The following is a 24,484-nucleotide window of genomic DNA, read 5'->3' as shown; positions in this document are numbered from 1 at the left end:
GCGTCGCCGCGGTTGCCTTCGATGGTGTCGGCCTGATCAGTGCCGATGACGGTGTCGTCGCCGTAGCCCGCGTCGATCTCCTCGATCCCGGCGAGCTGGATGCCGCTGGAGAAGTCCAGCGTCTCATCTCCGGCGGTGCCCGCGATGACGTCGTAGCCCTCGCCGCCGCGGATCTCCTCGATGGAGGTGAGGTTGCCGAGGTTGTCGGTCACCCGGAAGGTGTCGCCGTAGCGGCTGCCCTGCAGCGCGTCATGGCCCTCGCCGCCGTCGACCTGGTCGGTGCCCGCGGAGGAGCCGTAGACCAGGAAGGTGTCATCGCCCGCGCCGCCCGAGAGGTGGTCGTCGCCGCGGTTGCCTTCGATGGTGTCGGCTCCGCCGCCGCCGACCAAGTGATCTACTTCATCAGTGCCCCTTAGATACATGCCCTCAGGCTCGTCTTCGGGCTCGACCTCGACCTCCGGCTCCGCATTGGATCCCGTATCGGTACCGGAATCGCCATCGGGCGCCGGGTCCTCTTCCGTCTCCGGGTCGGTTTCCGGATCTGTGCCGGGTTCGTCACCGGGTGCCGGGTCCTCTGCCGTCTCCGGGTCGGTCTCCGGATCTGTACCGGGTTCGTCACCGGATGTCGGGTCCTCTGCCGTCTCCGGGCCGGTTTCCGGATCTGTACCGGGTTCGTCACCGGATGCCGGGTCCTCTGCCGTCTCCGGGTCGGTTTCCGGATCTGTACCGGGTCCGTCACCGGATGCCGGGTCCTCTGCCGTCTCCGGGTCGGTTTCCGGATCTGTACCGGGTCCGTCACCGGGTGCCGGGTCCTCTGCCGTCTCCGGGTCGGTCTCCGGATCTGTACCGGGTCCGTCACCGGGTGCCGGGTCCTCTGCCGTCTCCGGGTCGGTCTCCGGATCTGTACCGGGTTCGTCACCGGGTGCCGGGTCCTCTGCCGTCTCCGGGTCGGTTTCCGGATCCGTACCGGGTTCGTCACCGGGTGCCGGGTCCTCTGCCGTCTCCGGGTCGGTTTCCGGATCCGTACCGGGTTCGTCACCGGGTGCCGGGTCCTCTTCCGTCTCCGGGTTGGTTTCCGGATCTGTACCGGGTTCGTCACCGGGTGCCGGGTCCTCTGCCGTCTCCGGGTTGGTTTCCGGATCTGTACCGGGTTCGTCACCGGATGCCGGGTCCTCTTCCGTCTCCGGGTCGGTTTCCGGATCTGTACCGGACACGCCAACGGGGGCCGGGTCATCTACCGTCTCCGGATCTGTACCTGAGCCGTCTACCGGTGCCGGTCTGGCCCCTGGTTCTGAAGGACGTTCAGCCCTGGTGCTGGAGACTTCCTCTTGCACTGGCTCGGGTGTCGGGGCCGGGTCGCGTCCCGCGCCGAGACTGGCCGCCTCGTTTGCCGGCACGGTATCAGAAGCTGCCGGAGAGGTGTTGCCGTCTTGCGCGGGAGCGGCGGTGCGCCGCGGGGAGGAGCCTGTGGCTCCGGTCGACTCCGGAGAGGTCTCCACATGGTTTTTTTGAAACGGGCCGGGTGCAGAACGGAGTGCCTGCCAGCCCGAGCCCGCCAGATCCTGGAAATACATTCCAAGTGCCGAAAGTTTTGAAGAAAAGGCCGAAGCTGCTGCTTCGCCTCCTGTCAGAAGAGGTGTATCGGCGGCTGTGTCTTCCTGCCGCCGGTCGGCATCTGAGGTTTGGTGCTCTTGGGGAGCATAAAGGCGTTCCGGGCTGGTTTCTGAGCTATTTGCATCGAATTCTTTGGAATCCCGCACGGTACTTGTCTCCCGGTTGAGCTGGACATTTCATAACCGTCAAGGGTTAATAAAATGGAGATCCTGCCAGTTACCCGGAAACCGGCGTTATTGATGAGACCACCCGCCGGCGGCACTTGTGTGTCATAGTGCCGGCCGGCCTGGTGTGTTCAACAACTCAAGGACATGTTTAAAAATCGTTTCCACAAAATTGGTCATTTCCTGGAAGCACCGAGGGGGAGATTGTCCGAGCGCTTTCAGGGCACTGTATCGCTAAAGAACGTCATTGCCGGCGTAATGACTGAAGTTCGAAAGGCAGTCCTGCCGAAGGGTGCCGCTTTCGACCGCAGAAGAAGTATAGTCACGCCTGGCAAAGAAAAGCCGGCATGATTGCCACCGGTCATCCGAAGGCGGATTGCTTTCGCTTCGAACTGCTTTGTCTACAGCCTTCCCTGACTGCGTTCTGGTTGCGCCGGCCGCAATTTGAGCTCCTGTCACTACGTTCTTCCTGGTGGCAAAGACTCATTCGCCCCTAACTCGCTGACCGGGCTCTCAGCCTCAGCTCTCTGCAGCCAAAGTTGCGGTGATCGAGCGTTTCCCCCAGGGAAATGATTCTATTTCAATGACATAGGGGCTTCAATGACATAGGGGCTCTCACTTTTCCCGGCTCGACCGCCACTCGAATCTCCCGCAGCCTACGGGGGCCGGCGGCCTCGCAGGGAGGCTATACTCTCAGCCCTTGCGCAGCAGGTAGATATCCATGATCCAGCCATGCTCTGCGCGCGCCTTGGCACGGGTTGCGATGATGTCTTCCGTGACCTCTGGCAAAGGCCCGGAAACGGAAATCTGGTTTTCCATCCCGGCATAGGCGGTCCAGAAGATCTCCACTCCCTGCGGCTCGATGGACTGGAAGGAACACTCTCCGTCCAGCATGATCACCAGCGTGTCGGCACTGTCCGGCCAGCCGTTCTCACGCAACTGGCGGCCGGTGGTGATGGTGAACGGCGCGCCGATCTCATTGACCGGGATCGCATGAGCCGCTGTCAGCGCCTGGATAGAAGTGATGCCGGGGATCACTGTCAGCTTGATTTCTGCCAGCTTTTTCAGCCGCTCAGCAATCCGCATGGTGCTGTCGTAAAGCGACGGATCACCCCAGACCAGGAACCCGGCCTTGCCGCCCCCGGGCAGGTTGGTGGTGATGTTCTGCCACCAGATCTCCGCGATGGCATCGTGCCAGTCGTCCACACGTTTGCGGTAGCTCTTGGTAGCCTCATCCCGCACCGGCAGGGAAAACTCGACAACTTTCGGGCCATCGCCCTTGATGGCCCGGTTGCAAATCTCACGCCGCAGCCCCGCCAGGTCGTCCTTGCCCGCCCCCTTGTTGGGGATCAGGATCAGGTCCTGCGCGTTCAGCGCGTCGATCGCCTGCAGCGTCATGTGCTGCGGGTTGCCGGTGCCGATGCCGATCAGGGAAAGCTCAATCATGACAGTGTCTTTCTCAATTGCCGGCTAAACTGCCCGGCAAGTCCTGGTCCGCCAGCGGCCCATAAAGGATCAGCACCGGGGCCTTGGTTTCCATCGCGCGCAGCACTGATGGCAGCTCGCCCACGTTATGGCAGAACAGTTTCTGTTCGGGCGTTGACACACCCAGTGCCACCAGCGCGTGAGTCTCCGCGGGCAGGCCCGCTTCCATCAGCTTTTCCGCCAGCGCAGCAAAGGTGCTTTTTCCCATGTAAACCACCGTGGTGGCATGGGGGTCGGCAAGCGCCGCCATGTTCAGGTCATCCGGCAGCCCGCCGGTCACATCATGGCCGGTGATGAACTGCAGCCGCCGCGCGGTCAGCCGCCGGGTCAGCGGGATATTCGCCGCCGCCGCCGCCGCCGAGGCCGCGGTGACGCCGGGCACGATCTCGAACCCGATGCCCGCTTCGCGCAGCGCGGTCATCTCTTCCTCCAACCGACCGAAGACGCCGGAATCGCCGGACTTCAGCCGCACCACATTGAGGCCGGAGGACGCGTAGTCGACCAGCAGCTGGCTGACATGATCCTGCTTGGGCGAGGGCCGCCCTGCGCGTTTGCCGACGCCCACCAGATCGGCGTCGGCCCGCGCGTGGCTCAGGATCGGGCCAGAGGACAGATCGTCGAACAGCACCGCATCCGCCGCTTCCAGCCGCTTCACCGCCTTGACGGTCAGCAGCTCCGGGTCGCCCGGGCCGGAGGAGACAAAGCTCACAAAACCGCTCATGCGCGTTCTCCCGTGATCAGGTGGAAGAAGGTGCCCGTGACGTTGCCCTTGATGGAGCCGGTTTCCGGCACCGGGCCGCCGTCGGCGTCCATGACACTTGCCAGCGGCGCATCCGGTTCTTCCAGAATGGTGGAGTAATGGAACTCATGCCCGCGCAGTGCTGTGCCTGCGTCAAAGCCCGGCATCCCGGCCTGCAGAATGGCGCGGCGGTAGCCGAGGTGGAACTTGCGCTTCTCGTAAGAGGTCACGAGGCCCAGAAGGCCCAGCATCTGGTGGCGGTTGCCTTCCTTGTCAATGAGCGCCTCGCCCAGGGCCATATAGCCGCCGCATTCGCCATGCACCGGCTTGGTCTCGGCGTGCTTGCGGACACCGGCGCGGAAGGTCTCCGCCGCCGCCAGTGTGCCGCCGTGCAGCTCCGGGTAGCCGCCGGGCAGCCAGACCAGATCGGCATCCGCCGCCGGGGCTTCATCCGCCAGCGGCGAGAACGGCAGGATTTCTGCGCCCGCCGCGCGCCAGCCGGTCAGCAGATGCGGGTAGGTAAAGGAAAACGCCGCATCCCGGGCCAGCGCAATCCGTTGCGCGGGCGGTTTGGGCAGGCTTGCCGGCGCGGGCGCCTTACCAGCCAGCGCTGCCGCCTTGATTGCTTCAAGGTCCACATGCTCGCGCAGAAACGCTGCATAACCCGCAATGGCAGCCTCCAGATCCGGATGCTCCACCGCTTGGATCAGGCCCAGGTGCCGTTCCGGCAGGGTCAGGTCGCCGCGGCGGGGCAGGGAGCCCAGCACCTTGATGCCTGCCTTCTCCATCCCCAGCCGGGTCAGCCGTTCATGCCGCGGGCTGGCCACGCGGTTCAGGATCACCCCGGCAAAGGGCAGCTCCGGATCGTAATTCTTGAACCCCAGCGCCGTGGCCGCCGCCGACTGCGCCTGGCCGCCCACATCGACAACCAGCACCACCGGCCAGCCCATGAGCTTGGCGGTTTCGGCCGAGGAGCCGAAGCCTGACTGGCCGCGCGTTGCCACGCCGTCATAAAGGCCCATCGAGCCTTCGCCGATGCAGATTTCCGCACCCGCCGACTGGCCGGTGACCGCATCCAGCAGCCCGCCGTCCATCGCCCAGGTATCCAAGTTGAAGCTGGGGCGTTTGGCAGCCGCCAGATGGAACGCCGGGTCGATATAGTCCGGCCCGCTCTTGTAGGGCTGCACGGTGAGACCGTCCTCGGCCAGCGCCCGCAGCAGGCCTAGCATCACGGTGGTCTTTCCGGTGCCCGAGGAGGGCGCCGAGATCATCAGTCCGGGAGGGTTCATGCTTGTCATGGCCTTAATCGTCCCCGTGGCTCCAGCTCGACCACGGGCTGTCGGCGCTCTGCGGCCGGTACCGGCGGTCGTAGTCGGTGGAATAGAGGCAGCTTTCGTCAAAGCCTTCACCCTTCAGCACCGGCCCCACCAGGATCAGCGCAGTGCGGGAGATCTTCTCGTCGAGCGATGCCTTCAGGGTGTCCAGCGTCGCGCGGATGATCTGCTGATCCGGCCAACTGGCGCGGTAGACCACCGCGACCGGGCAGTCCGCGCCGTAATGCGGGGTGAGGCTGTCGACCACATGGTCCAGGTTGCCGATCGACAGGTGGATCGCCAGCGTGGTGCCGGTCCTGGCAAAGTTCTCCAGCGACTCGCCGGCAGGCATCGAGGACGCGCGCCCCGGCGTGCGGGTCAGCACCACCGATTGACCAAGGCCGGGCAGGGTCAGCTCGGTTCCCAGTGCCGCTGCAGCGGCGGCAAAGGACGGCACGCCCGGGGTGACGCTGACCGGGATGCCCTCGGCCTTCAGGCGGCGGATCTGCTCGCCCATCGCCGACCACACCGACAGGTCGCCGGAATGCAGCCGCGCCACGTCCTGGCCCGCCTCATGCGCCGCCTTGATCTCTGCCACGATGGCATCCAGATCCATCGCCGCGGTGTTCACGATCTTCGCGTCCGCCGGGCAGTGGCTCAGGATTTCCTCCGGCACCAGCGAGCCTGCATAGAGGCACACCGGGCAGGACGCGATGATGTCGCGCCCGCGCAGGGTCAGAAGATCGGCAGCGCCCGGTCCGGCGCCAATGAAGTGAACGGTCATGGCTCAAGTCTTTCTGCTATGGCCGCGGTGGCAAGCCCATCCGCGGTGACAACTCTGGGCGCGAGCAGGCGCGCGCTGGCGCCCGGTGCCCCTTTGCGCGCCCCGGCCAGCGCCGCGGCTTCCGCCAGCGACCCGGTGCCGAATCGCGCCTTGATCCGGGGTGAGCAGGTGAGGGTCTGCTCCCCGGCAATATCCTGTTCCTGCAATGAAATCACCGGCAGTCCGGCGGCGCGCGCAAACTCCTGCATGGCAGGGGCTGCGGCCTTTCCGGCGACGGACGCCAGCGCGTCCACATGCTCGCCTGCCAGCGTCAGCGCGGCTTGCAAATCTGCCGCCGTTGCTGCGCTGCGAAATCCGATGCCCGCCACCTTCATCGCGTGACGCTCCACTGAATGACGGGCCGGGCCCGGCGCCAGTCGCGCATGGACCCCAGCGGCCCGGCTTCGGCAATCTCCGCTTTCAACAGATGCCCGCCGCGCGCGGCATGAGCCTGCATCAACAGGGTTTCGGTCTCCAGCGTGACACCATTGGCCACCAGCCTGGTGCCCTCGGGCAGGATCTCCCAGAGGTGGTCCAGAAGCTCTTGCGAGCCGCCGCCGCCGATGAACACGCAATCGGGCAGGGGTTGGCCGTCCAGCACCGCTGGCGCCTTGCCCAGAACCGGCGTCATCCGGTGATCCAGCCCGAATGCCGCCGCGTTTGCGCGGATGTTCTCCAGCCGGCTCTCGCGCGGCTCGAAGGTGATCGCCCGAGCGCCGGAGGCCGCCAGGCACCACTCCACCGAGACCGAGCCGGAGCCGCCGCCGATATCCCACAGCAGCTCGCCCGTGCGCGGCGCAAGGGCCGACAGTGTCAGCGCCCGGATCGGCCGCTTGGTGATCTGCCCGTCGCTGGCAAAGAGATCATCCGCCAGCCCGGCCGCCTGCGGCAGGCCCTTGCTGCCTGCGGCTTCGACAGCCACGGCAACAGGCGCCTGAATGCTCTGCAAATCAAACCCTTCGGCAGTGGCAGACCGCACTTTCTGGCGCGGCCCGCCCAGGCATTCCATCACGGTCAGCGTTGAGGCGCCGAAGCCCTTAGCGGCCAGCCATTCCGCCAGCTTCGCGGGTGCGGCTCCGTCCCGCATGGTGCAAATCACGCGAGTGCCGTTTCCAAGCAGAGGGCATAGGCGCGCATAGGGTGCCGCGTGCAGGCCGAGGCACAGAACCTCTTCCAGCTTCCAGGCCAGAAGGTTGGCAGCCAGCGCAAAGGTTGATGGCACCGGATGCGACACCCACTCGCCATCTTCCAGGTGCCGCGCCAGCGAGCCTCCGGCGCCATGCCAGAAGGGATCACCGGAGGCCAGAACGGCGACCTTGCGCCCGCGCATCTCCAGCACCGGCGCGATGGAGAACGGCACCGGCCAAGGATGGCCCTTGCTGCCTGCGCCGGCCAGCTCCAGATGCCGCGGGCCGCCGAATATTGCCTCGGCCTCCGCCAGCGCCTTCCGGCTTGCATCGCTTAAGGAATCCAGTCCATTTTCGCCCAGACCGATTATCGTAAGCCACGGATCAGACATGACACGCATCCTTCTCCTGGGCGGCACCACCGAAGCCTCGACGCTGGCCAAGACCCTGGCCGAGGCGGGCATGGATGCGGTGTTTTCCTACGCGGGCCGCACGGCCAAGCCCGTCAGCCAGCCGCTGCCTACCCGCGTTGGCGGCTTTGGCGGCGTGGAAGGGCTTGCGGAATATCTGAAGACCGAAAGCATCACCCATGTGGTCGATGCAACCCACCCGTTCGCCGCCCAGATGAGCACCAACGCGGTGTACGCCTGCGAAGCTGCGGGGGTGCCGCTTTGCGCCTTTGAACGCCCGGCATGGCAGGCGGGGGAGGGCGACCAGTGGGTTCACGCGGACAGCATCGAGGGCGCGGTAAACGCTCTGCCCGAAGTTCCCGCACGGGTGTTCCTGGCGATCGGCAAGCAGAACCTTGCACAGTTCGCGGCCAAACCCCAGCACCACTACCTGCTGCGGCTGGTAGACGCGCCGGAGACGGACTTGCCGCTGCCGCACACAACGGCCGAGATCGCCCGCGGGCCGTTTGACGTCGCGGGCGACACCGCGCTGATGCAGCGCCATGGCATCACCCATGTGGTGGCCAAGAACGCAGGCGGCGCGGGGGCCGCGGCCAAACTCACCGCCGCGCGCGACCTTGGCCTGCCGGTCATCATGATCGGCAGACCCGAGGTGCCCGAGCGCCCCGTCATGGGCAGCGTGGCAGAGGTTATGGCCTGGCTGTCTCATCCCTCGGCAGCGTAGCGGGGCGTGTAGACGTAATTGCCGACCCGGCGGGTGTCGCGGTTGCCGACAATCACCACGGTACGCATGTCGGCCATCTCGGGCGTCGCGTCCTTCAGCGGCACGGTCAGCAGTTCCTGCCCGGGCTTGGTCACATCGCGGGCAAAGGTGATCAGCGTGTCCTGCCCGCAGGCCTCCCGCAGGATTTCCAGCGCCCGGGTAAACTGATGCGGCCGCGATTTCGAACGCGGATTGTAAAACGCCATCGCCAGCCCGGCCTCGCCGACCAGCTGCAGGCGCCTTTCAATGAGACTCCAGGGCTTCAGGTTGTCGCTGAGGTTGATAGCCGCGAAATCATGCCCCAGCGGCGCGCCGATGGCGGCAGCGGCGGCGAGCATCGCGGTGATGCCGGGCAGCACCTTGATCTCCAAGTCCAGCCAGTCCGGGTGGGCCTCGCTGTTGTTCTCCAGCGCCTCGAACACGGCGGAGGCCATGGCAAAGACCCCCGGATCACCGGAGGAGACCACGACCACACGCTTGCCCTCGGCGGCCATTTCCAGCGCATGGGTGGCGCGGTCCACTTCGACGCGGTTGTCAGTGGCATGCAGGGTCAGCCCCTCGCGCGGCTCGATGCGTTTGACGTAGGGGATATAGCCAACGATATCAGTTGCTTCCCCGATGGCGTCGCGCACTTCCTTCGTCACCAACGCCTCGTTGCCGGGGCCAAGCCCGGCGATCACCACCCAGCCATTTCCTGTGTTGCTCATGGCCGACGCCCCTGTCCGTGAACCAGTACGATGGAGAAGTACGGCACCTCGCCGTCGATCTCCGAGAGCTTCTGTACGTTCTGGCCCGGCATGGTGCCGCGCTCGACCAGCCAGGCGTCACCGGCACGGCCTGCACGCTCCAGTGCGCGGCGCAGCTTGGGCAGGTTGCGGCCGATCTTCATCACCACCAGCGCGTCCGTTTCGGCGGCGCGTTTAGCCAGTTCATCCTCGCTGAGGGTGGCCATCGCCACGGTCAGCACATCGTCGCCCCAAGTAATCGGCTGGCCGGAGGCGGTCCAGCAGCCGGACATGCCGGTGATGCCGGGCACGATCTCCTGCGCGGCGCGGCCCTGCAGGCGGGTGTAGAGGTGCATGTAGGAGCCATAGAGAAACGGGTCGCCCTCGCACAGCACCACCACGTCTTCGTCCTGCGCGATCTCGGCGAGCGTGTCGGCCCATTGGTCATAGAACTCAGCCAGCACCCTGTTGTACTCGGGATCCGAGAAATGGATCTCGGTGGTGACCGGGTATTCCATCGCGTGTTCGGTGACGCCGTCTGCCAGCATGCCTTCGACAATGGCGCGGGCCTGGCCTTGACGGCCGGCCTTGCGGAAATAGGCGATGTGGCGTGCGCCGGAGATCAGCCGGTGCGAGCGGACGCTCATCAGGTCTGGATCACCGGGGCCAAGCCCTGCACAGATGACTTTTCCCATCGTTACTCTTTCCAGCTCGCCAGCGCGTTTACCGCAGCGACGGTGATGGCGGAACCGCCCAGGCGGCCCTTCACGATCATCGACGGCACCGGCAGGTCCTCCATCAGTGCGTCCTTGGATTCCATCGCACCGACAAAACCCACGGGGCAGCCGATGATGGCGGCGGGGCGGGGGCAGGACGGGTCCTTCAGCATGTTCAGTAGGTGGAACAGCGCAGTGGGCGCGTTGCCGATGGCCACGACCGCACCCTCCAGTTTCGGGCGCCACAGCTCCAGCGCTGCGGCGGAACGGGTGTTGGACATTTCCTTGGCCAGTTCCGGCACCTTGGGGTCGCGGAGCGTACAGATCACCTCGTTGTCTGCGGGCAGGCGCGGGCGGGTGATGCCTTCGGAGACCATGTAGGCGTCACACAGAATCGGCGCGCCGTTTGCCAGCGCTGCGCGCGCGGTTTCGGCCATGCCCTCGGAGAAGCGCACGTGCTCTTCCAGCCCCACCATGCCGGCGGCGTGGATCATGCGGACGACGACGCTCTCCTCGTCCTTGTTGAAGCGCGCCAGATCGGCTTCGCGGCGGATGGTGGCAAAGCTTTCGGCGTAGATCGCGGCGCCGTTGGTTTCATAGGTGTGGAGCATGTCAGCTGCCCTCTGTCAGAAGTTCGGGAGCGGCGCGCAACGCGTCGGCGCTCAGGTGGGTCTTTAGCGGCTGATCCGCGGCAGTGCCATGGCGGATCAGGGAGAATTCGTTTTCGCCGGTCGCGGTCAGTGTCAACGGCGCGGGACCCGGGCAGGCGCAGCCCTTGCCGCAGCCGGACACATGCAGCTTTGTCCCTGCCGGGACATGGGCCGCCAAGTCCCGCGCCAGATCGCGGGTGGAGGAAAGCGCCTGCAGGCAACCGGGTGCTCCAGTGCACGCAACCACCTGCAGGCGTGGATCCGTGGCGTCCAGGATCAGGCCGGGCAGTGGCGGGAGGGTTCCGGCGCCTTCCACCAGTAGCATCCGCCAGGGCGTGAGGCGGATTTCGCCGTGCTCTGCCAGCTGCGCAAGGGTTGCGGCAGGCATCTGGCCGAATTCCAAAGCAGCAAGCGTTCCCGCGGACACAGCGCCCGGTTTTGCGGTGAAGCCGGCCGTTTCCACCGGGGCGGCATGCGCTGCTGGCGGGCCGCGGCGCGCGATGAGGCGGTGCATCCTGCCACGGCCTTCCGGCGCGCCGCCCTGGTCGAGGAACCAGCGGGCCAGGGCGAGGGCTTCGGAAACAGCGGATTCACGTGTGACGGTTTGGCCGGTTTCGGCGCCGTCGGCGCGCAGGATCAGGGTTTCGCCGGCGCGTTCGATGCGGATGTCGGCGGCGGTGCCCTGCAGCACCGGCGTTTCGCCGCAGTCGACGGCAAAGCCGAACTTCCCTGGCAGGGCGAGGTCCGCTGCGGCTGTCAGAGCGGCGCTGAGACCGTTGGCGATGGCGTGGGTGTCGTCGCCCTTCTGCCAGAACGGGGCAAGCAGGACATTGCGGCGGGTTTCTGCGCTGGCGTCCTTGTCGATCAGCCCGAGATCGCGCAAGGCTTCAATCAGCTGTCCATGCGCATCCTCACGGATGCCGCGCATTTGCAGGTTGGCGCGGGCGGAGATGTCGAGGAGACCGTTGCCGAACTTTTCAGAAAGTCTTGCCACACCGCGCGCTTGGGCTGCGGACAGTTTGCCCAGCGGTGCGCGCACGCGCACCACCAGCCCGTCACCGGACATCATCGGGCGCAGTGCGCCGGGGCACCAGCCGTAGACCTTGGGCTCGGCGGCAGCACTCATGCGGCGCCCTCCAGCTCTGCCATGATCGAGTTGCGGCGGGTGCTCCAGAGGCCCGCGTCGAACAGGGCGCGGAAGCGGTCGCGCATGGCCTGCAGCGCCTCCGGGTTTTCGCGCTCCATGAAGTCAACCAGGTCATCGCGGCCCAGGGTGGCCTCGAAGTAGAGGTCGAAGAGATGCGGTTGCACCACCTGCGCCAGATGCGCGAAGGCCGCCATGTGATCGAGCGTGGCGGCGATTTCAGCCGCGCCGCGGAAACCGTGGGACATCATCGAGGTGGCCCAGTCCGGATTGGCGGCGCGGGCGCGGGTGACGCGGGCGATTTCCTCGCCCAAACTGCGCGCCTGCGGCTTGTCGGGGCGGGTTGCGTCGAGGTGGTAGAGCGCGGGTGCGGTCTGGCCGATGCGGGCCATGGCGGCGGCAAAGCCGGCCTCATGCGCGGCATAGTCGGACGCGATCAGCAGGTCGGTTTCCGGCAAGTCCTGCAAGTGCACAAAGCTGTCAGCACCCTGCAGGCGGGTTTCCAGCGCCTCGCGGGCGTCGCTGATCTCTCCCTTGGCGTCAATGGCGTGGGAGGAGGCGTTGAGCCAGGCCTCGCCCGCCGCTTGCCGCGCGGCATCGGTGTAGTCGTCCAGATGCGGGTTCATTGACAGCCCGTACTGGCCCGGCTTGGGCCCGAAGACGCGCGGGGTCTCGGTGAGATACGGGTTGTCGGCCCGCGCCTCCTCGCGTCCCGCGAGCGCGGCAGCGGCGGTTTCGAACATCTGGGCAAGGCCGGGAAAGACATCGCGGAACAGGCCGGACACCCGCAGGGTCACGTCGATGCGCGGGCGGTTCAGCATTGAGAGCGGCAGCACCTCGAAACCGGACACGCGCTCGGAGCCCTCGTCCCACTTGGGCGCCAGCCCTGCAAGGTGCAGCGCCATCGCGAACTCCTCACCCGCGGTGCGCATGGTGGCGGAGCCCCAGAGGTCGATCACCAGGCCCTTGGGCCAGTCGCCGTGGTCCTGAAGGTGGCGGCGCAGCAGCTCTTCCGCCAGCTTGACCCCTTGCGCATGCGCCGCCCGCGACGGCACCGCCCGCGGATCGGTGGTAAACAGGTTGCGCCCCGTCGGGATCACATCGGCGCGGCCGCGGAACGGCGAGCCGGAGGGGCCGGGGGTGACGATCTTGCCGTCCAGCGCGGCGATCAGCCCGGCGCGTTCCTCTGCCCCGCATTGGCCGATGCCAAAGATGTGCAGACCTTCGCCATACTGGCTTTCCTTGATGTCGCAGACAAAGGCGTCGATGCGGGTGATCGCCTCGGCGGGGGAGGTGTCGGGGGTGAGGCCAAGGTCGGCCTCTACCCCGGTTCCCTGCGCCTCGGCGCGGATGTCGCCGATCAGCCGGTCGCGGCGTGCGGGATCAAGGCCGTCGGCGGTGGAATACTCGTCCAGCAGGCTTTCGAGCCGCGCCATGCCCTCGGGCAGGTTTGTCTGCGCCAGCGGAGGGGGCAGGTGGCCGATGGTGACGGCGCCGATGCGGCGCTTGGCTTGGGCAGCCTCGCCGGGGTCATTGACGATGAACGGGTAGGCGACTGGCAGCGGGCCGGTCAGCACCTCGGGCCAGCAGGCGCCGGAGAGCGCCACCGCCTTGCCCGGCAGCCACTCCAGCGTGCCGTGGGCGCCGATGTGGATCAGCGCGTCGGTTTGGCTGCGCAGCCAAAGGTAAAAGGCCACATAGGCGTGGCGCGGGGTGCGGTCGAGGTCGTGGTAGTCATCGACGCGGGTTTTCACTTCGCCGCGTTCGGGCTGCAGCGCGATCAGGGCGTTGCCTGCGCGCAAGGCCTTGAAGTGAAAGGCGCCATCGCGGCAGTCTGCGTCTTCTTCCGGAGTGCCCCAAGCCTCAGTCAGGGTGTTTTGCAGGTCCTGCGGCAGGGTGGAAAGGGCTTGGTGGTAGTCCTCCAGCGGGACGCTGAGCGTCTCTTCCATCAGCCGCAGGCCGGTGTTTTCCAGCGCTTCGACGGCGTAGCCTTTGGCGGAAAGTTCGCGCAGGATCTCATCGCAGGAGGCCAGCGCGTCCAGCCCGACGGCATGGGCAAGGTTGTAGTCGCGGCCGGGGTAGGTGGAGAGGATCAGCGCCAGGTGCTTTTCTGCATTCGGCAGTTTGGCGAGGCGCAGCCAGCCCTCCACGCGGTCGACGGCAGCCTTGATGCGGTCCGCATCGGCGCGGTGGGCAAAGCGGGAGTACTGCAGATCCGGGTCTTTCCTGCCCGGCGATTTGAAGCTGACGACGCCTGCAAAGATGCGCCCGTCAACCTCCGGCAGGACGACGTGCATGGCGAGGTCGGCGGGCGACAGCCCGCGGTCGGCCTCGGCCCAGTCTTTCTTGCGTGCGGTGGAGAGGGCAACCTGGAACACCGGGCAGCCGGTGGCGGAGAGCGGCGAGGCGCTGCCGTCGGTGCCCTGGGCCGAGAATGCAGTGGCGTTGATGATCGCAGCGGGGGCCAGCTCGGGAAGTTTTGCGCGCAGCCAATCGGCGGCAGTGGGGGCCTTGAGGCTGGCGGCGAAGGCGCCATAGGCCGCATAGCCGCGGGCGCGCAGCTCTGCGATCAGCGCATCCACCGGTGCGGTGTCGGCAGCGGTGAGGTAGGAGCGGTAGAAGCTCACCAGCACCAGCGGTTTGTCCTGCGGCGGCAGGTCGGCCAGCACGCCTTTGGCCGGGTCGTAGAAGCCGTGCTGAGGCATCGTCTTGAGGCCGAGGACAGGGCCTGCGTAAAGGCCTGCTGCCAGCGACAGCTGCGCAAGTGCTGCCTGGGCTGCGACGGCGCCGCCGGCGTCGCACAGGGCTTGCAGGCGGCGCAGGGTGGAGACGGGCAGGGTGGACAGCTCATCCAGCCGCGCATCCTCGCGCCCGTCGGCAGGCAGAATGGCCAGCGCAATGCCCTTGCGGCGGGCGAGGTCCTGCAGGGTGGCGAGGCCGTAGGACCAGTAGCTTTCACCGCCGATCAGGCGGACGAGGACGCCCTTGGCGCCCTCCAGCGTCTGTTCCGCGTAGACGTCGACCGAGAGCGGGTGCTTGAGCGCCACCAGATTGGCGAGACGCAAGCTGGGCAGCTTGCCGTCGGCGCGGTGCCAGCCCGCCGCGAAGGCGCCGAGATCGCTGTCGGAAAACGACAGCACCACAAGGTCCGCGGGCGTCTGCCCGAGGTCCTGCGGGGTGTCGGTCTCGTCAAGGCCGTGGCTTTCGCGGAAGATGACGTGCATCAGTTTCTGCCCTTCCCGGCCAGCAAAATGGAGTCCCGGGGCGGAAGCCCCGGATCGCGCCCGACCCGCCCCCATGGGCGGGCGCGATTGCGCCCATCCCGGGACGGGCGCGATCCTTTCCGCTCATGAAGTTTAGGGGTCGGAAGCATAGCTTACGCCCCCAGCTCGGCGCGGATGGCCTGTTCGTCGATGTCGTCATGTTCGGCGATGACCACCAGGGCGGTCTTGCGCGGCTGCGCGCCCCAAGGCTGATCATACTGGGCGCGCAGGCGCTCGCCCACGGCCTGCAGCAGCATCCGCATCGGTTTCCCCTCCACCGCGACATAGCCTTTGACGCGCAGGATGTTGCGCTCGCGGGCGAGTTTCACGATGGCATTCTGCAGCGCTTCCGGGTCGGAGACTTCGCCCATTTCGACAACGATGCTTTCAAAATCGTCATGCTCGTGGTCGTGGTGGCCGTCGTGGTGGCTGGGGCGGGCCTCCAGATCGTCTTCGGCCGCCGCGTTCAGGCCCAGGATGATGCGCGGGTCGATGACACCTTCGCTCATCGGCAGGATCGGCAGCTTGCGCGGCGCTTCGGCCTCGATCACCGCACGGGCCTTCTCGACGCCTGCGTCGCCGGCCAGGTCGGCCTTGGACAGCAGCACGATGTCGGCGCAGGAAATCTGGTCCTCAAACACTTCAGACAGCGGGGTTTCGTGGTCGATACTGTCATCGGCCTCGCGCTGGGCCTGCACGGCGTCCAGGTCGGGGGCGAACTGGCCCTTGGCGACCGCCTCGGCATCGGCCAGCGCAATCACGCCGTCAACGGTGATGCGGGAGCGGATCGCCGGCCAGTCAAACGCTTTCAGCAGCGGCTTGGGTAGTGCCAGGCCGGAGGTTTCGATCACGATGTGGTCGGGTTTTTCCGGCAGGTCCATCAGCTGCTCGATGGTGGGGATGAAGTCATCGGCCACGGTGCAGCAGATGCAGCCGTTGGCCAGCTCCATGATGTTTTCCGCCGGGCAGTTCTCGTCGGCGCAGGATTTCAGGATGTCGCCGTCCACACCGGCGGTGCCGAATTCATTGACCACAACCGCCAGGCGCTTGCCCTGCGGGTTCTGCATCAGGTGGCGGATCAGGGTGGTCTTGCCCGCACCGAGGAAGCCGGTGATGACGGTGACGGGGATCTTGTTGAGGTCGCTCATGTTTACTCCTCGGAGAAGAACTTGGCCGGCGGGATGCGGGCAACGGATTGCTTGCGGAAGGTCTGCGGGCGCTCGCGCCAGGGCACGACGCCGTCCGCAGTGGCGGCATAGGCGGCAGCGCCTTCCAGGATATCGGGGACATGCTGATCCGGGTCGAGGTCGCCGTAGACATAGGTCCAGCGCTCTGCGCCGCCGACCAGCGCAACGGCGCAGCCGCGCTTGCAGGAGGACAGGCATTCGACACCGCGCAGGCGGACGCCTTCGGGCATCCCGGCTTCTTCCAGGGCTGCGTGCAGGATGGCGCCGGGGCGGGCGGCCTCGGGATCGGCGCCCTCGCGGCGGCAGGTGAGGCAAACGGTCAGCGTGACCGGTCCCTGGGTGCTGGCAGTCTTGCCTGCCATTTCGTCAGCCATCAGCGCGTCTCCTGTCGCGGCAGGGCTTGCGGGATGGCCAGAAAGGAACTGTGTCGTGCCAGTCCCTCACCCGGTCGCAGAACACCCCGTCTGCCCGTTGATCTCTCTCTCTCGCTGGCAGGTCTCCCGGCTTGCGGATGCCAAGGCGCGGGGCCTTGCCGGCCATCCTGCCTTCCCGGGGCTTTCCCAGTGGCATGGCGGCCTCATCCGGTCACGGTCGCGGGGGCGGCTGTGCTTGAGCCTCAGCGAGGCCTTCACATTCCCTCTTCGCCTGTTTTCACAGGAACCAGCTGAACCCCCTTGCGCTATGGCGGGCTTCTTTGTCAAGACATGGGGTCAAACAGCTGGAGAGCCCCCATGAGCGAAAAGTCTGAAACCGGCATCTCAGAGGAAGAAGCCGCCCGTCACGCCTCCAAGATGGCCAAGAAGAAGGCCGCGCGCGACCGGATGATGAAGACCAAGGAAGGCGAGAAGGGCCTGATCATCGTCCACACCGGGCCGGGCAAGGGCAAATCCTCCTCGGGGTTCGGCATGATCATGCGCTGCATCGCCCACAAGATGCCCTGTGCCGTGGTGCAGTTCATCAAAGGAGCCTGGCAGACCGGCGAGCGGACGCTGATCGAGGAAAACTTCAGCGATCTGTGCCAGTTCTACGCGATGGGCGAGGGCTTCACCTGGGAAACCCAGGACAAGGCGCGCGACATTGCCGCCGCGCAGAAGGGCTGGGAAAAGGCCAAGGAGATGATCCTCGACGAGCGCAACACCATGGTTCTGCTCGATGAAATCAACATCGCGCTGCGCTATGAGTATCTTGACCTGGAGGAGGTGCTGGAGTTCCTGGTGGAGCAGAAGCCGCCGATGACCCATGTGGTGCTGACCGGGCGCAACGCCAAGGAAGAGCTGATCGAGATCGCTGATCTGGTGACCGAGATGGGGCAGATCAAACACCCGTTCCGCGCCGGCGTGAAGGCACAGAAGGGCGTGGAGTTTTAAGATCTTTCGCCCGGCCGGCAGGCCGGGCAGCGCCTCCGCTCGGGTTCGCACGCCTCTTCGCGTTATGCCGCGAGCTGTGACGCTTTTCCTTGAATATAGGCATCCACAGCCGCGCGCTGGGCTTCATCCAGCCGCAGCCCCAGCTTGGTGCGCCGCCACAGGTAGTCGTCTCCGGTCCGTACCCATTCGCGGGCAATCGCCCAATCCAGCTCCCGCGCGGTGATTGTCGCGCTGAAGTCCTGCCCCATATCAGCCGCGGATTTGGCCTCGCCCAGCACCTCCCAGGCCTCGGTGCCATAGGCGCGGATCAGGCGGCGGGTTCCGTAGGGGGTCAGGAACGGATAGTCCGCTGCGAGTTTGCTTTGCAGCTTTTCCACATCCGCCACCGCAAAATCGCCGCCGGGCAGGGCAATGCCTGCGGTCCAGTCCGCGGGCAGCTGCGGGAACACCTCGCCGATCTTTGCCAGCGCCGCCTCTGCCAGCTTGCGGTAGGTGGTGATCTTGCCGCCAAAGACGTTGAGCAGCGGCGCCTGGGCCTGATCCAGCGTCAGCACATATTCACGTGTGGCCGCAGTAGCAGAGCTGGCGCCGTCATCATAAAGAGGGCGCACGCCGGAGTAGGTCCAGACGATATCCTCGCGCTTGAGCGGCTGATTGAAGTATCCGGAGGCGAAATTTATCAGGTACTCCTGTTCGCTTTCGGTGCATTCCGGCGCGGTGTCCGGGTCAGCGTGGTCCGCATCCGTCGTGCCGATCAGGGTGAAGTCCTCCTCATAGGGAATGGCAAAGATGATCCGCCCGTCGGTTCCCTGGAAGAAGTAGCAGCGGCCGTGATCGAACAGTTTCGGCACCACGATATGGCTGCCTCGCACCAAGCGGATATTCTCGCGGCTGTTCTGGCCCAGCTTCTGATGCAGCACGTCTGCGACCCAAGGCCCGCCAGCGTTGATCAGCATTTTCGCGCGGCGCTGATGGGTGTCGCCGGTGGCCTGGTCCTGCAGGGTGATCACCCAGTGGTCCGCATGGCGCTCGGCTGACAGCACCTTGGTCCGGGTCAGGATCTCGGCGCCGCGGGCCTGTGCGTCGCGGGCGTTCAGGACGACCAGGCGGGCGTCCTCGATCCAGCAGTCGGAGTATTCAAAGGCAGTCTTGAACTTGTCCTTCAGGGGCCTGCCCGCCGGGTCGGCCTCCAGATCCAGTTTTGCGGTGCCGGGCAGAATGCCACGCTTGCCAAGCGAGTCGTACAGGAAAAGCCCCAGCCGGATCAGCCAGGCCGGGCGGCGGCCCTTCATCCAAGGCATGAAGGTTGTCAGCAGCTTCGACGTCGGGGTCTCGCTATCAAAGCGCATGTCCTTGTGGAAGGGCAGCACAAAGCGCATTGGCCAGGAGATATGCGGCATCGCATTCAGCAGCACCTCGCGCTCAATCAGCGCTTCGCGCACCAGGCGGAACTCAAAATACTCCAGGTAGCGCAACCCGCCGTGGAACAGTTTGGTCGAGGCCGAGGAGGTGGCGGAGGCGAGATCGTTCATCTCTGCCAGCGTCACCGACAGGCCGCGGCCGGCGGCGTCGCGGGCGATGCCGCAGCCGTTGATGCCGCCGCCGATGATGAAAAGGTCCGTTACAGGCGTGTCAGTCATTTTCGCTGCTTTCGTTTTGTCCTGCGGTCAGGATGCGGGTGCCGGCCGCCTGCGCGGCCTCGGCAAAATCTTCGGGAACCGGGCGGTCGGTGATCACCACGTCCAGGTCGGAGACATCGCAGATCCGCACCGGCGCGGAGCGGTCGAACTTGCTGCCGTCGCAGACCAGTACCCTCTGCCGAGCATTCTTCAGGATCGCTCGGGCGACTGAAACCTCGCGGGCGTCGTGGTCCATCACTGCGCCGTCGGCATCCAGCGCAGAGGCGCCGATTACAGCGAAATCCACCTTGTAGCGGGAGAAGAACTCCACCGCGTCCTCGCCGACGATGGCGCCGTCGCTTTGCCGCACGGTGCCGCCGGCCAGGATCAGTTCCTTGGCCTGTCCGCCCATCATCATGTTGATAATGTTGATGTTGTTAGACATCACTGTCAGACCGCTGTGGCCGGACAGCGCCCGGGCGACCTGTTCGGTAGAGGTGCCGATGTTGAGCGAAAGCGAGCAATTGTCGGGGATCAGCTCTGCTGCCAGGGCGGCCATCGCCAGCTTGTTGCCGGCGTTCAGCTTGCGCCGGTCCTCATAGCCCTGGCTGGCAGCGGAGCTGACCCTGACAGCACCGCCGTGCACGCGGGACAAGACACCACGCGCCGACAAGTCGCGCAAATCGGCGCGCACGGTCTGCAAGGACACGCCAAAGCGCTGCGAGAGATCCTCAACCTCGACCCGCTCCTGACGGTTCAGGAGAGAGATGATTTCGTTATGACGGCTTGCAGCATCCATTTGCTTTCCTTTCGCTGCGATTCTGTAGCGCATCGCGCGCGTGGAGTCACTATTTGTTTTCGTGTTGCTTTCGCGGGTTTCGAAAACGAAAAGGCGCGCCGTGGCGGGCGCGCCTGTGCAGTACCATGAAACTTGGCTTCAGATCAGCGGGATCAGGTGGTTGTCCCAGGCCAATTCCGCATGGTGCAGCACATGCTGGCCGCTATCCGACACCGCATAGAACTGGCCGGTTCCCGTGCTGGCCGTAAAGCCGCCGGCGGAGGGGGCCAGTCCGCAGACATCTGCCATCTTGTGCTCTGCCAGCAGCACGCCGCTGACCGTGTCCATCACTTGCAGCACCCCGCCGCGCGGCGAGGTGACGCCGATCCGGCTGCCATCAGCGCAGAAGGCGATGGAGCCGCCGTAGCCCTGCATGTTCAGCACCCGCGCGTCATCCTCGGCCAGCAGTCGCGGCACGCCACCGGGCAGGTGCAGGCCGGCGGTGGGGACTTGTTCGCCCAGATCGCCCTGCCATTGCATGGCGAATCCAACGGTGCCGTCCGCCCGCACCGCCAGGTGGCGGATCGAATTGAGACGCAGCTCTGGCGGCAGCTCCAGCTGTTCCTGCACTTCGCCGTCCAGGCTCAGGTAGCTGAGGTTGGGGCGCATATCAGGCAGGTTCAGCTTGGCGCGGCCGCTGTCGGGGTGGGTTTCGATGCCGCCGTTTGCCACCACCAGTCCGGGCGCATCGCGGCGCAAAGCCATGTCATGCGGGCCAATGCCGCCGGAGGAGAACGCGGCAATGCGGCGGTAGCCATCTGCAGCATCCCAGACACCGATCACGCCGCGAGCGTTCTCATAGTCGTTTTCCGTGGTGAACAGGCGGCTGCCATTCGGGGAAAACACCCCATGGCCGTAGAAATGATGCCCGGCGGGCGGCTCCAGCCGGGCCAGCGCATCACCGGTGCGGCAGTCGATCACATCGGCAAAGCGGCCCGGGCGGCGGGCGAAGGCAACGGCTTCCGGCCGCACGGGATGCGCAGCAGCCGCATGGCCGCGGTCCGGCAGCGGGTGGCGGAACAGGATTTCGCCGGTTTCTGTCAGTCCTGCCAGCAGGAAGGCGCCGCTGGCATCTTTGCCCGCCGACAGGAAAGCCGGGCTGCCCGCAGCGGCCCAGCTGGTCTGCGGGGCGAGGGCGGAGGCCGCGAGGCCTGCCAGAAATCCGCGGCGGGAGGTCATGCGGGATCCTTTCCGTCAGTCGCCGTCGAGCGAATTGAAACCTGCCGCCACGCCGAGGGCCGGGCCAAGGCGTTCAGAGACAAGCGCGCGCAAATCCTTCACCTGCTGGCGCAAGGCCTCGATCCGGATGCGGGCGGCGGGGTCGGCAACGCCGGCAAACACAGGGTCCTCCAGGGCTTCAGCGCGGTGGCGGACGGTTTTAAACCCTTGGGCGAGGTCTGCTTTCAGCCCGGCATCGTCCTGCGCCAGGGCCAGCGCCAGCGGTTCCATCGCGTTCAGCGACACCAGCACATGGCGCAGGCTGCGCTCCGAACGGCGGGCCTCGGCGCGGTAGGGGCGGGGTTTGTCAAAGCTGCCCAGCGGGCGGCCCAGGCGCATGTCGTCCAGCACTTGCAGCTCGGTGGTCAGCGCCTTCAGCAGTTCCTGGGTGATTTCCGCCTCGGTTCGGTAGCGGGTGGCGGGTTCGCGCATTTCAGCGGCGTAGTTTTCCTCCCAGTCCGCAGCGATGGCCTGTGCGGTGGCGGCGATATCTGTGCTGATGGCGCGGATCAGGGCGCAGCGGTAGTCCGCGCTGCCGTCTTTGGAGAGGCTGGGGTCGTAGAGCAGGTACTCCAGCGCATAAAACCCGCGGGCGGCGATGGAATAGCTGGCGAATTCGGCCGGATCGCTGATGCCAGCATCCTCACTGCGGATCAGATTGCCAAGCGCCTTGGGCGTCTTGCCGCGGCTGTCGGGCCAGAAGGCCAGCGCGAAGGCGCGGCTGTCGGTTTCCGTCGGCCCGAAACGGAAATGGCTGGCGGCGATCCAGGCGTCAAAGGCTTCGCCGTATGCGGACCGAAGGGCTTCGGACTGCGGTGTGCAATCGGCCTTGGCCGTGTCCGCCAGCGCTGCCGCATCTTCTGCCAGCTCCTTGAAAGCAGGGATGATCAACTGGTCGGTAATGCTGCTGGAGAGGTCCGAGGCGGCGACAGGCGCAGCTGCCAGGGCCAGGGTCAGGGCAAGGGCGCGCATCAGAGGCTCTCCAGGAAAGAAATCAGGGCGGCGCGGTCCTGCGGCGGCATCTCCACAACACGGGTCTTCGCGGCCTCTGCTTCACCGCCGTGCCACAGGATGGCCTCCAGCAGGGTGCGGGCGCGGCCGTCGTGCAGGAAAGTGGCGCGTGGCGAGACCTGCTGCGTCAGGCCAATGCCCCAGAGCGGTGCGGTGCGCCATTCGCGGCCCGTGGCGCGGGCCTCGGGGCGGTGGTCTGCCAGGCCTTCACCCATGTCGTGCAGCAACAAGTCGCTGTAGGGCCAGATCAGCTGGAAGCTCTGCTCCGGCCGGTCTGCCAGCCGGTGGGTCACGTATTTCGGCACATGGCAGGAGGTGCAGCCGCTGTCGTAGAACACCTGCTTGCCGCGCAGCACTTGGCTGTCGCCACTGTCCCGGCGCGCGGGCACGCCGAGGTTGCGGCTGTAGAAGGTGACCAGATCCATGTTGGGCTGGTCGATTTCGGTTTCACGGGAATCACCGCCGCCGTGCGGCGCGGCGTGGCACGCTGATTGCAGATCCGTGCATTCGCCGGCATGGGCCGGGAACAGCGGCGTGGAGATGCCGATGTCGCCGGAAAAGGCGCCTGCGGATTGGTCATGCACCGTCGGGGAGCCGGCCTTCAGTCCGAAACGGCCCAGCATGATTTGGTTGAACTCCCGCGACCAGACCAGATTGGCGCGGCCGGAAATACCGTCGCCGTCAGCGTCACCCTCATCCACTTGGGCAAGAATGTCGGCGGCCGGGATCGCCTCCAGCAGTCCAAGGCCGATCATCGGCGGCGCGACGCGGGGGGACAGCATGGCGCCGTCTGCCAGCGGGCCGTAGCCGAGGTTCGCGGCGGTGTAGCGGGGGCGGCGCAGAGAGGCGGTCCCGCCGCCGTTCAGGGCGACTTCGAATTCCTCGTACTCGACCTGAAGCTTGTATTCCGGTCCGATGCCGGGGGCAGAGAAATCCTGCAATTGGCTGCCATAGTTCGGATCGGGCGCGGTGCCGATGTAATCGCTGACTGCTTGCATCTGTGGCGGCACCGGGCCGGGAACGGAGACCCGCAGGAACATGGTGGCGGAGGCATAGTCCGGCTGTTCCGGCACATGGCCGCGGCCGTCCTTCAGGTGGCAGCGCTGACAAGAGCGCGCGTTATAAAGCGGGCCAAGCCCGTCGGAGGCCTTGGTTGAGGCGGGTGAAAACACCCAGATCTTCTTGAACAGCCCGTTGCCGAGCTTGAATTCCAGCTCCTGTTCGAAAGAGAGATTGGCGGAATGCTGGGAAAACGCCTCATCATCTGCCCGCGCGCGCACCGTGGCGGCGCCTGCGGGCAGATCCTCATAAGGTTCAGGCGCGGAGAAGTCCGTGGCGGGGGCTGTCACGGCCTCGATCCGGGCGCGTTCGGCATCAGTGCGGGGATGGGGGGAGAGATGCGGCTCTGCCTGGTGCCGGCTGGCCTGATCCAGCGCCGCAAGGGGGGTGGCCGCCGCAAGCGCGGCAGCCAGGGCAATGTTAGTCTTCAACCTCTGCCATCTTGGTGGCGTTGAGCTGGGCATAGTTTTCGGCACCGATCCGGTCGTGCAGTTCAAGCTGCGTTTCGAGGAAGTCGATATGGCCTTCTTCGTCCGCCATCAGCTCTTCAAACAGCTTTTGGGAAACGTAATCGCCTGCCTTGTTGCAGGCGTCGCGGGCTTCCTTGTAGAGCGCGCGGGCGTCCAATTCGGCGGCAAGGTCGCATTCGAGGGTTTCTTTCGGGGTCTGGCCGATCCGCAGCGGGTCAAGCTTCTGCAAGTTCGGGTGGCCGCCGAGGAACAAAATCCTTTCAATCAATTTGTCCGCGTGCTCCATCTCCTCGATGGATTCTTCGCGGCTTTTCTTGGCCATGCTGCCCAGGCCCCAATCTTCCTGCATCCGGTAGTGCAGCCAATACTGGCTGACGGCCGTCAGCTCATGGCGCAGCGCTTTGTTGAGATAGTCGATAACCTTGGCGTCGCCCTTCATTATTTTCCTCCCGAATTGATCCTGCGCGTAAATTCGCAAGCTGCGCAGGTACTTCCAGCTTACTGCTGGAACGCATCGTGTCGAGGAAAAGGGGCATGCAGCCGCCGCAATCGGCAGATTTTCCCAGCGCGTGGTAGATCTTGCCGGGAGTGATTATCGTTTCAGGATCGGCGCTTCGCATCCAGTCGATGGCTGCGCGGATGTCGTGGTCCGAGATCTGTGTGCAGTGGCAAACGATCATGCTGCTCGCGTCCTAGCCCGGTGGCGCAAATGGCCAAGTGATTCCGTTGGGAAATATATCCGACAAAATTACTGAGGATTCAAGGGGTATCCAGAGTGA

Annotated in this window: 22 protein-coding genes, 1 pseudogene and 1 riboswitch; of the genes and pseudogenes, 2 read left to right on the top strand and 21 right to left on the bottom strand. The window is 65.8% G+C overall.

Features of this window, described 5'->3' with window-relative positions; all coding sequences use genetic code 11:
• The 7 genes and pseudogenes from AB1A62_RS01715 to cbiE form a co-directional block, all read right to left on the bottom strand.
• Nucleotides 1–1,214 (bottom strand): annotated as a pseudogene (locus AB1A62_RS01715) (hypothetical protein); the annotation flags it as partial.
• 1,257 nt (nucleotides 1,215–2,471) lie between these two features.
• Nucleotides 2,472–3,224 carry a precorrin-6A synthase (deacetylating) gene (gene cobF, locus AB1A62_RS01710; RefSeq protein WP_366659458.1) on the bottom strand — a complete coding sequence of 251 codons (753 nt, stop codon included), beginning with the start codon at nucleotides 3,222–3,224 and terminating at the stop codon, nucleotides 2,472–2,474.
• A gap of 13 nt (nucleotides 3,225–3,237) precedes the next feature.
• Nucleotides 3,238–3,984: a uroporphyrinogen-III C-methyltransferase gene (gene cobA / locus AB1A62_RS01705; RefSeq protein WP_366659457.1), complete on the bottom strand. Its 747-nt coding sequence runs from the start codon at nucleotides 3,982–3,984 to the stop codon at nucleotides 3,238–3,240.
• Entirely contained in the window at nucleotides 3,981–5,300 is a 1,320-nt protein-coding gene (locus tag AB1A62_RS01700) for a cobyrinate a,c-diamide synthase (protein WP_366659456.1), read from the bottom strand. Before AB1A62_RS01700 ends, cobA begins: the two co-directional genes overlap by 4 nt.
• A gap of 4 nt (nucleotides 5,301–5,304) precedes the next feature.
• Nucleotides 5,305–6,099 carry a precorrin-4 C(11)-methyltransferase gene (gene cobM / locus AB1A62_RS01695; protein ID WP_366659455.1) on the bottom strand — a complete coding sequence of 265 codons (795 nt, stop codon included), beginning with the start codon at nucleotides 6,097–6,099 and terminating at the stop codon, nucleotides 5,305–5,307.
• Nucleotides 6,096–6,473, bottom strand: coding sequence for a cobalamin biosynthesis protein (locus tag AB1A62_RS01690; RefSeq protein WP_366659474.1), 378 nt, complete (start codon nucleotides 6,471–6,473; stop codon nucleotides 6,096–6,098). The genes cobM and AB1A62_RS01690 overlap by 4 nt, the downstream gene beginning before the upstream one ends.
• Nucleotides 6,470–7,657 (bottom strand): precorrin-6y C5,15-methyltransferase (decarboxylating) subunit CbiE, encoded by a 1,188-nt coding sequence (gene cbiE / locus AB1A62_RS01685; protein ID WP_366659454.1) that lies wholly within the window; start codon nucleotides 7,655–7,657, stop codon nucleotides 6,470–6,472. The genes AB1A62_RS01690 and cbiE overlap by 4 nt, the downstream gene beginning before the upstream one ends.
• Between cbiE and AB1A62_RS01680 the strand changes: the two genes are divergently transcribed.
• Nucleotides 7,656–8,399, top strand: a complete 744-nt coding sequence (locus AB1A62_RS01680; protein ID WP_366659452.1) for a cobalt-precorrin-6A reductase — start codon at nucleotides 7,656–7,658, stop codon at nucleotides 8,397–8,399. The genes cbiE and AB1A62_RS01680 overlap by 2 nt on opposite strands.
• Here AB1A62_RS01680 and cobJ read toward each other — a convergent pair.
• From cobJ to AB1A62_RS01645, 7 genes are all read right to left on the bottom strand, one after another.
• The gene (gene cobJ, locus AB1A62_RS01675) at nucleotides 8,381–9,145 is read right to left on the bottom strand and encodes a precorrin-3B C(17)-methyltransferase (protein WP_366659450.1); all 765 of its coding nucleotides are present in this window, start codon (nucleotides 9,143–9,145) and stop codon (nucleotides 8,381–8,383) included. The genes AB1A62_RS01680 and cobJ overlap by 19 nt on opposite strands.
• Complete coding sequence (locus AB1A62_RS01670) at nucleotides 9,142–9,858, bottom strand: precorrin-2 C(20)-methyltransferase (RefSeq protein WP_366659448.1); 717 nt, start codon at nucleotides 9,856–9,858, stop codon at nucleotides 9,142–9,144. The genes cobJ and AB1A62_RS01670 overlap by 4 nt, the downstream gene beginning before the upstream one ends.
• A gap of 2 nt (nucleotides 9,859–9,860) precedes the next feature.
• Nucleotides 9,861–10,490 (bottom strand): precorrin-8X methylmutase, encoded by a 630-nt coding sequence (locus AB1A62_RS01665; protein WP_366659446.1) that lies wholly within the window; start codon nucleotides 10,488–10,490, stop codon nucleotides 9,861–9,863.
• Nucleotide 10,491: 1 nt separating this feature from the next.
• The gene (cobG, locus tag AB1A62_RS01660; RefSeq protein WP_366659445.1) at nucleotides 10,492–11,655 is read right to left on the bottom strand and encodes a precorrin-3B synthase; all 1,164 of its coding nucleotides are present in this window, start codon (nucleotides 11,653–11,655) and stop codon (nucleotides 10,492–10,494) included.
• On the bottom strand, nucleotides 11,652–14,897 hold the full coding sequence (cobN, locus tag AB1A62_RS01655) for a cobaltochelatase subunit CobN (RefSeq protein ID WP_366659443.1): 3,246 nt from the start codon (nucleotides 14,895–14,897) through the stop codon (nucleotides 11,652–11,654). Before cobN ends, cobG begins: the two co-directional genes overlap by 4 nt.
• Before the next feature lie 152 nt (nucleotides 14,898–15,049).
• Complete coding sequence (gene cobW / locus AB1A62_RS01650; protein ID WP_366659442.1) at nucleotides 15,050–16,084, bottom strand: cobalamin biosynthesis protein CobW; 1,035 nt, start codon at nucleotides 16,082–16,084, stop codon at nucleotides 15,050–15,052.
• Between the two features lie 2 nt (nucleotides 16,085–16,086).
• Nucleotides 16,087–16,497 carry a DUF1636 domain-containing protein gene (locus AB1A62_RS01645; protein WP_366659441.1) on the bottom strand — a complete coding sequence of 137 codons (411 nt, stop codon included), beginning with the start codon at nucleotides 16,495–16,497 and terminating at the stop codon, nucleotides 16,087–16,089.
• A 98-nt stretch (nucleotides 16,498–16,595) separates the two neighbouring features.
• Nucleotides 16,596–16,803, bottom strand: a riboswitch (cobalamin riboswitch).
• Nucleotides 16,804–16,854: 51 nt separating this feature from the next.
• Between AB1A62_RS01645 and cobO the strand changes: the two genes are divergently transcribed.
• Entirely contained in the window at nucleotides 16,855–17,490 is a 636-nt protein-coding gene (gene cobO / locus AB1A62_RS01640) for a cob(I)yrinic acid a,c-diamide adenosyltransferase (RefSeq protein ID WP_174148263.1), read from the top strand.
• Nucleotides 17,491–17,552: 62 nt separating this feature from the next.
• Here cobO and glpD read toward each other — a convergent pair whose 3' ends face one another.
• The 7 genes from glpD to AB1A62_RS01605 form a co-directional block, all read right to left on the bottom strand.
• A complete protein-coding gene (gene glpD, locus AB1A62_RS01635) occupies nucleotides 17,553–19,130 on the bottom strand; it encodes a glycerol-3-phosphate dehydrogenase (RefSeq protein WP_366659438.1) in 1,578 nt (525 codons plus the stop codon).
• A complete protein-coding gene (locus tag AB1A62_RS01630) occupies nucleotides 19,123–19,908 on the bottom strand; it encodes a DeoR/GlpR family DNA-binding transcription regulator (RefSeq protein WP_366659437.1) in 786 nt (261 codons plus the stop codon). The genes glpD and AB1A62_RS01630 overlap by 8 nt, the downstream gene beginning before the upstream one ends.
• A 138-nt stretch (nucleotides 19,909–20,046) precedes the next feature.
• Nucleotides 20,047–21,126, bottom strand: coding sequence for a DUF1513 domain-containing protein (locus AB1A62_RS01625; protein WP_366659435.1), 1,080 nt, complete (start codon nucleotides 21,124–21,126; stop codon nucleotides 20,047–20,049).
• Between the two features lie 15 nt (nucleotides 21,127–21,141).
• A complete protein-coding gene (locus AB1A62_RS01620; protein ID WP_366659433.1) occupies nucleotides 21,142–22,137 on the bottom strand; it encodes an imelysin family protein in 996 nt (331 codons plus the stop codon).
• Nucleotides 22,137–23,666: a di-heme oxidoredictase family protein gene (locus AB1A62_RS01615; protein WP_366659432.1), complete on the bottom strand. Its 1,530-nt coding sequence runs from the start codon at nucleotides 23,664–23,666 to the stop codon at nucleotides 22,137–22,139. The genes AB1A62_RS01620 and AB1A62_RS01615 overlap by 1 nt, the downstream gene beginning before the upstream one ends.
• The gene (gene bfr, locus AB1A62_RS01610) at nucleotides 23,656–24,144 is read right to left on the bottom strand and encodes a bacterioferritin (protein WP_366659430.1); all 489 of its coding nucleotides are present in this window, start codon (nucleotides 24,142–24,144) and stop codon (nucleotides 23,656–23,658) included. Before bfr ends, AB1A62_RS01615 begins: the two co-directional genes overlap by 11 nt.
• Complete coding sequence (locus AB1A62_RS01605) at nucleotides 24,092–24,385, bottom strand: (2Fe-2S)-binding protein (protein ID WP_366659429.1); 294 nt, start codon at nucleotides 24,383–24,385, stop codon at nucleotides 24,092–24,094. Before AB1A62_RS01605 ends, bfr begins: the two co-directional genes overlap by 53 nt.
• Between the last annotated feature and the right edge of the window lie 99 nt (nucleotides 24,386–24,484).

Source organism: Leisingera sp. JC11 (assembly GCF_040704725.1).
Lineage (GTDB): Bacteria > Pseudomonadota > Alphaproteobacteria > Rhodobacterales > Rhodobacteraceae > Leisingera.
This window is presented reverse-complemented; position numbering and strand designations above follow the sequence as displayed.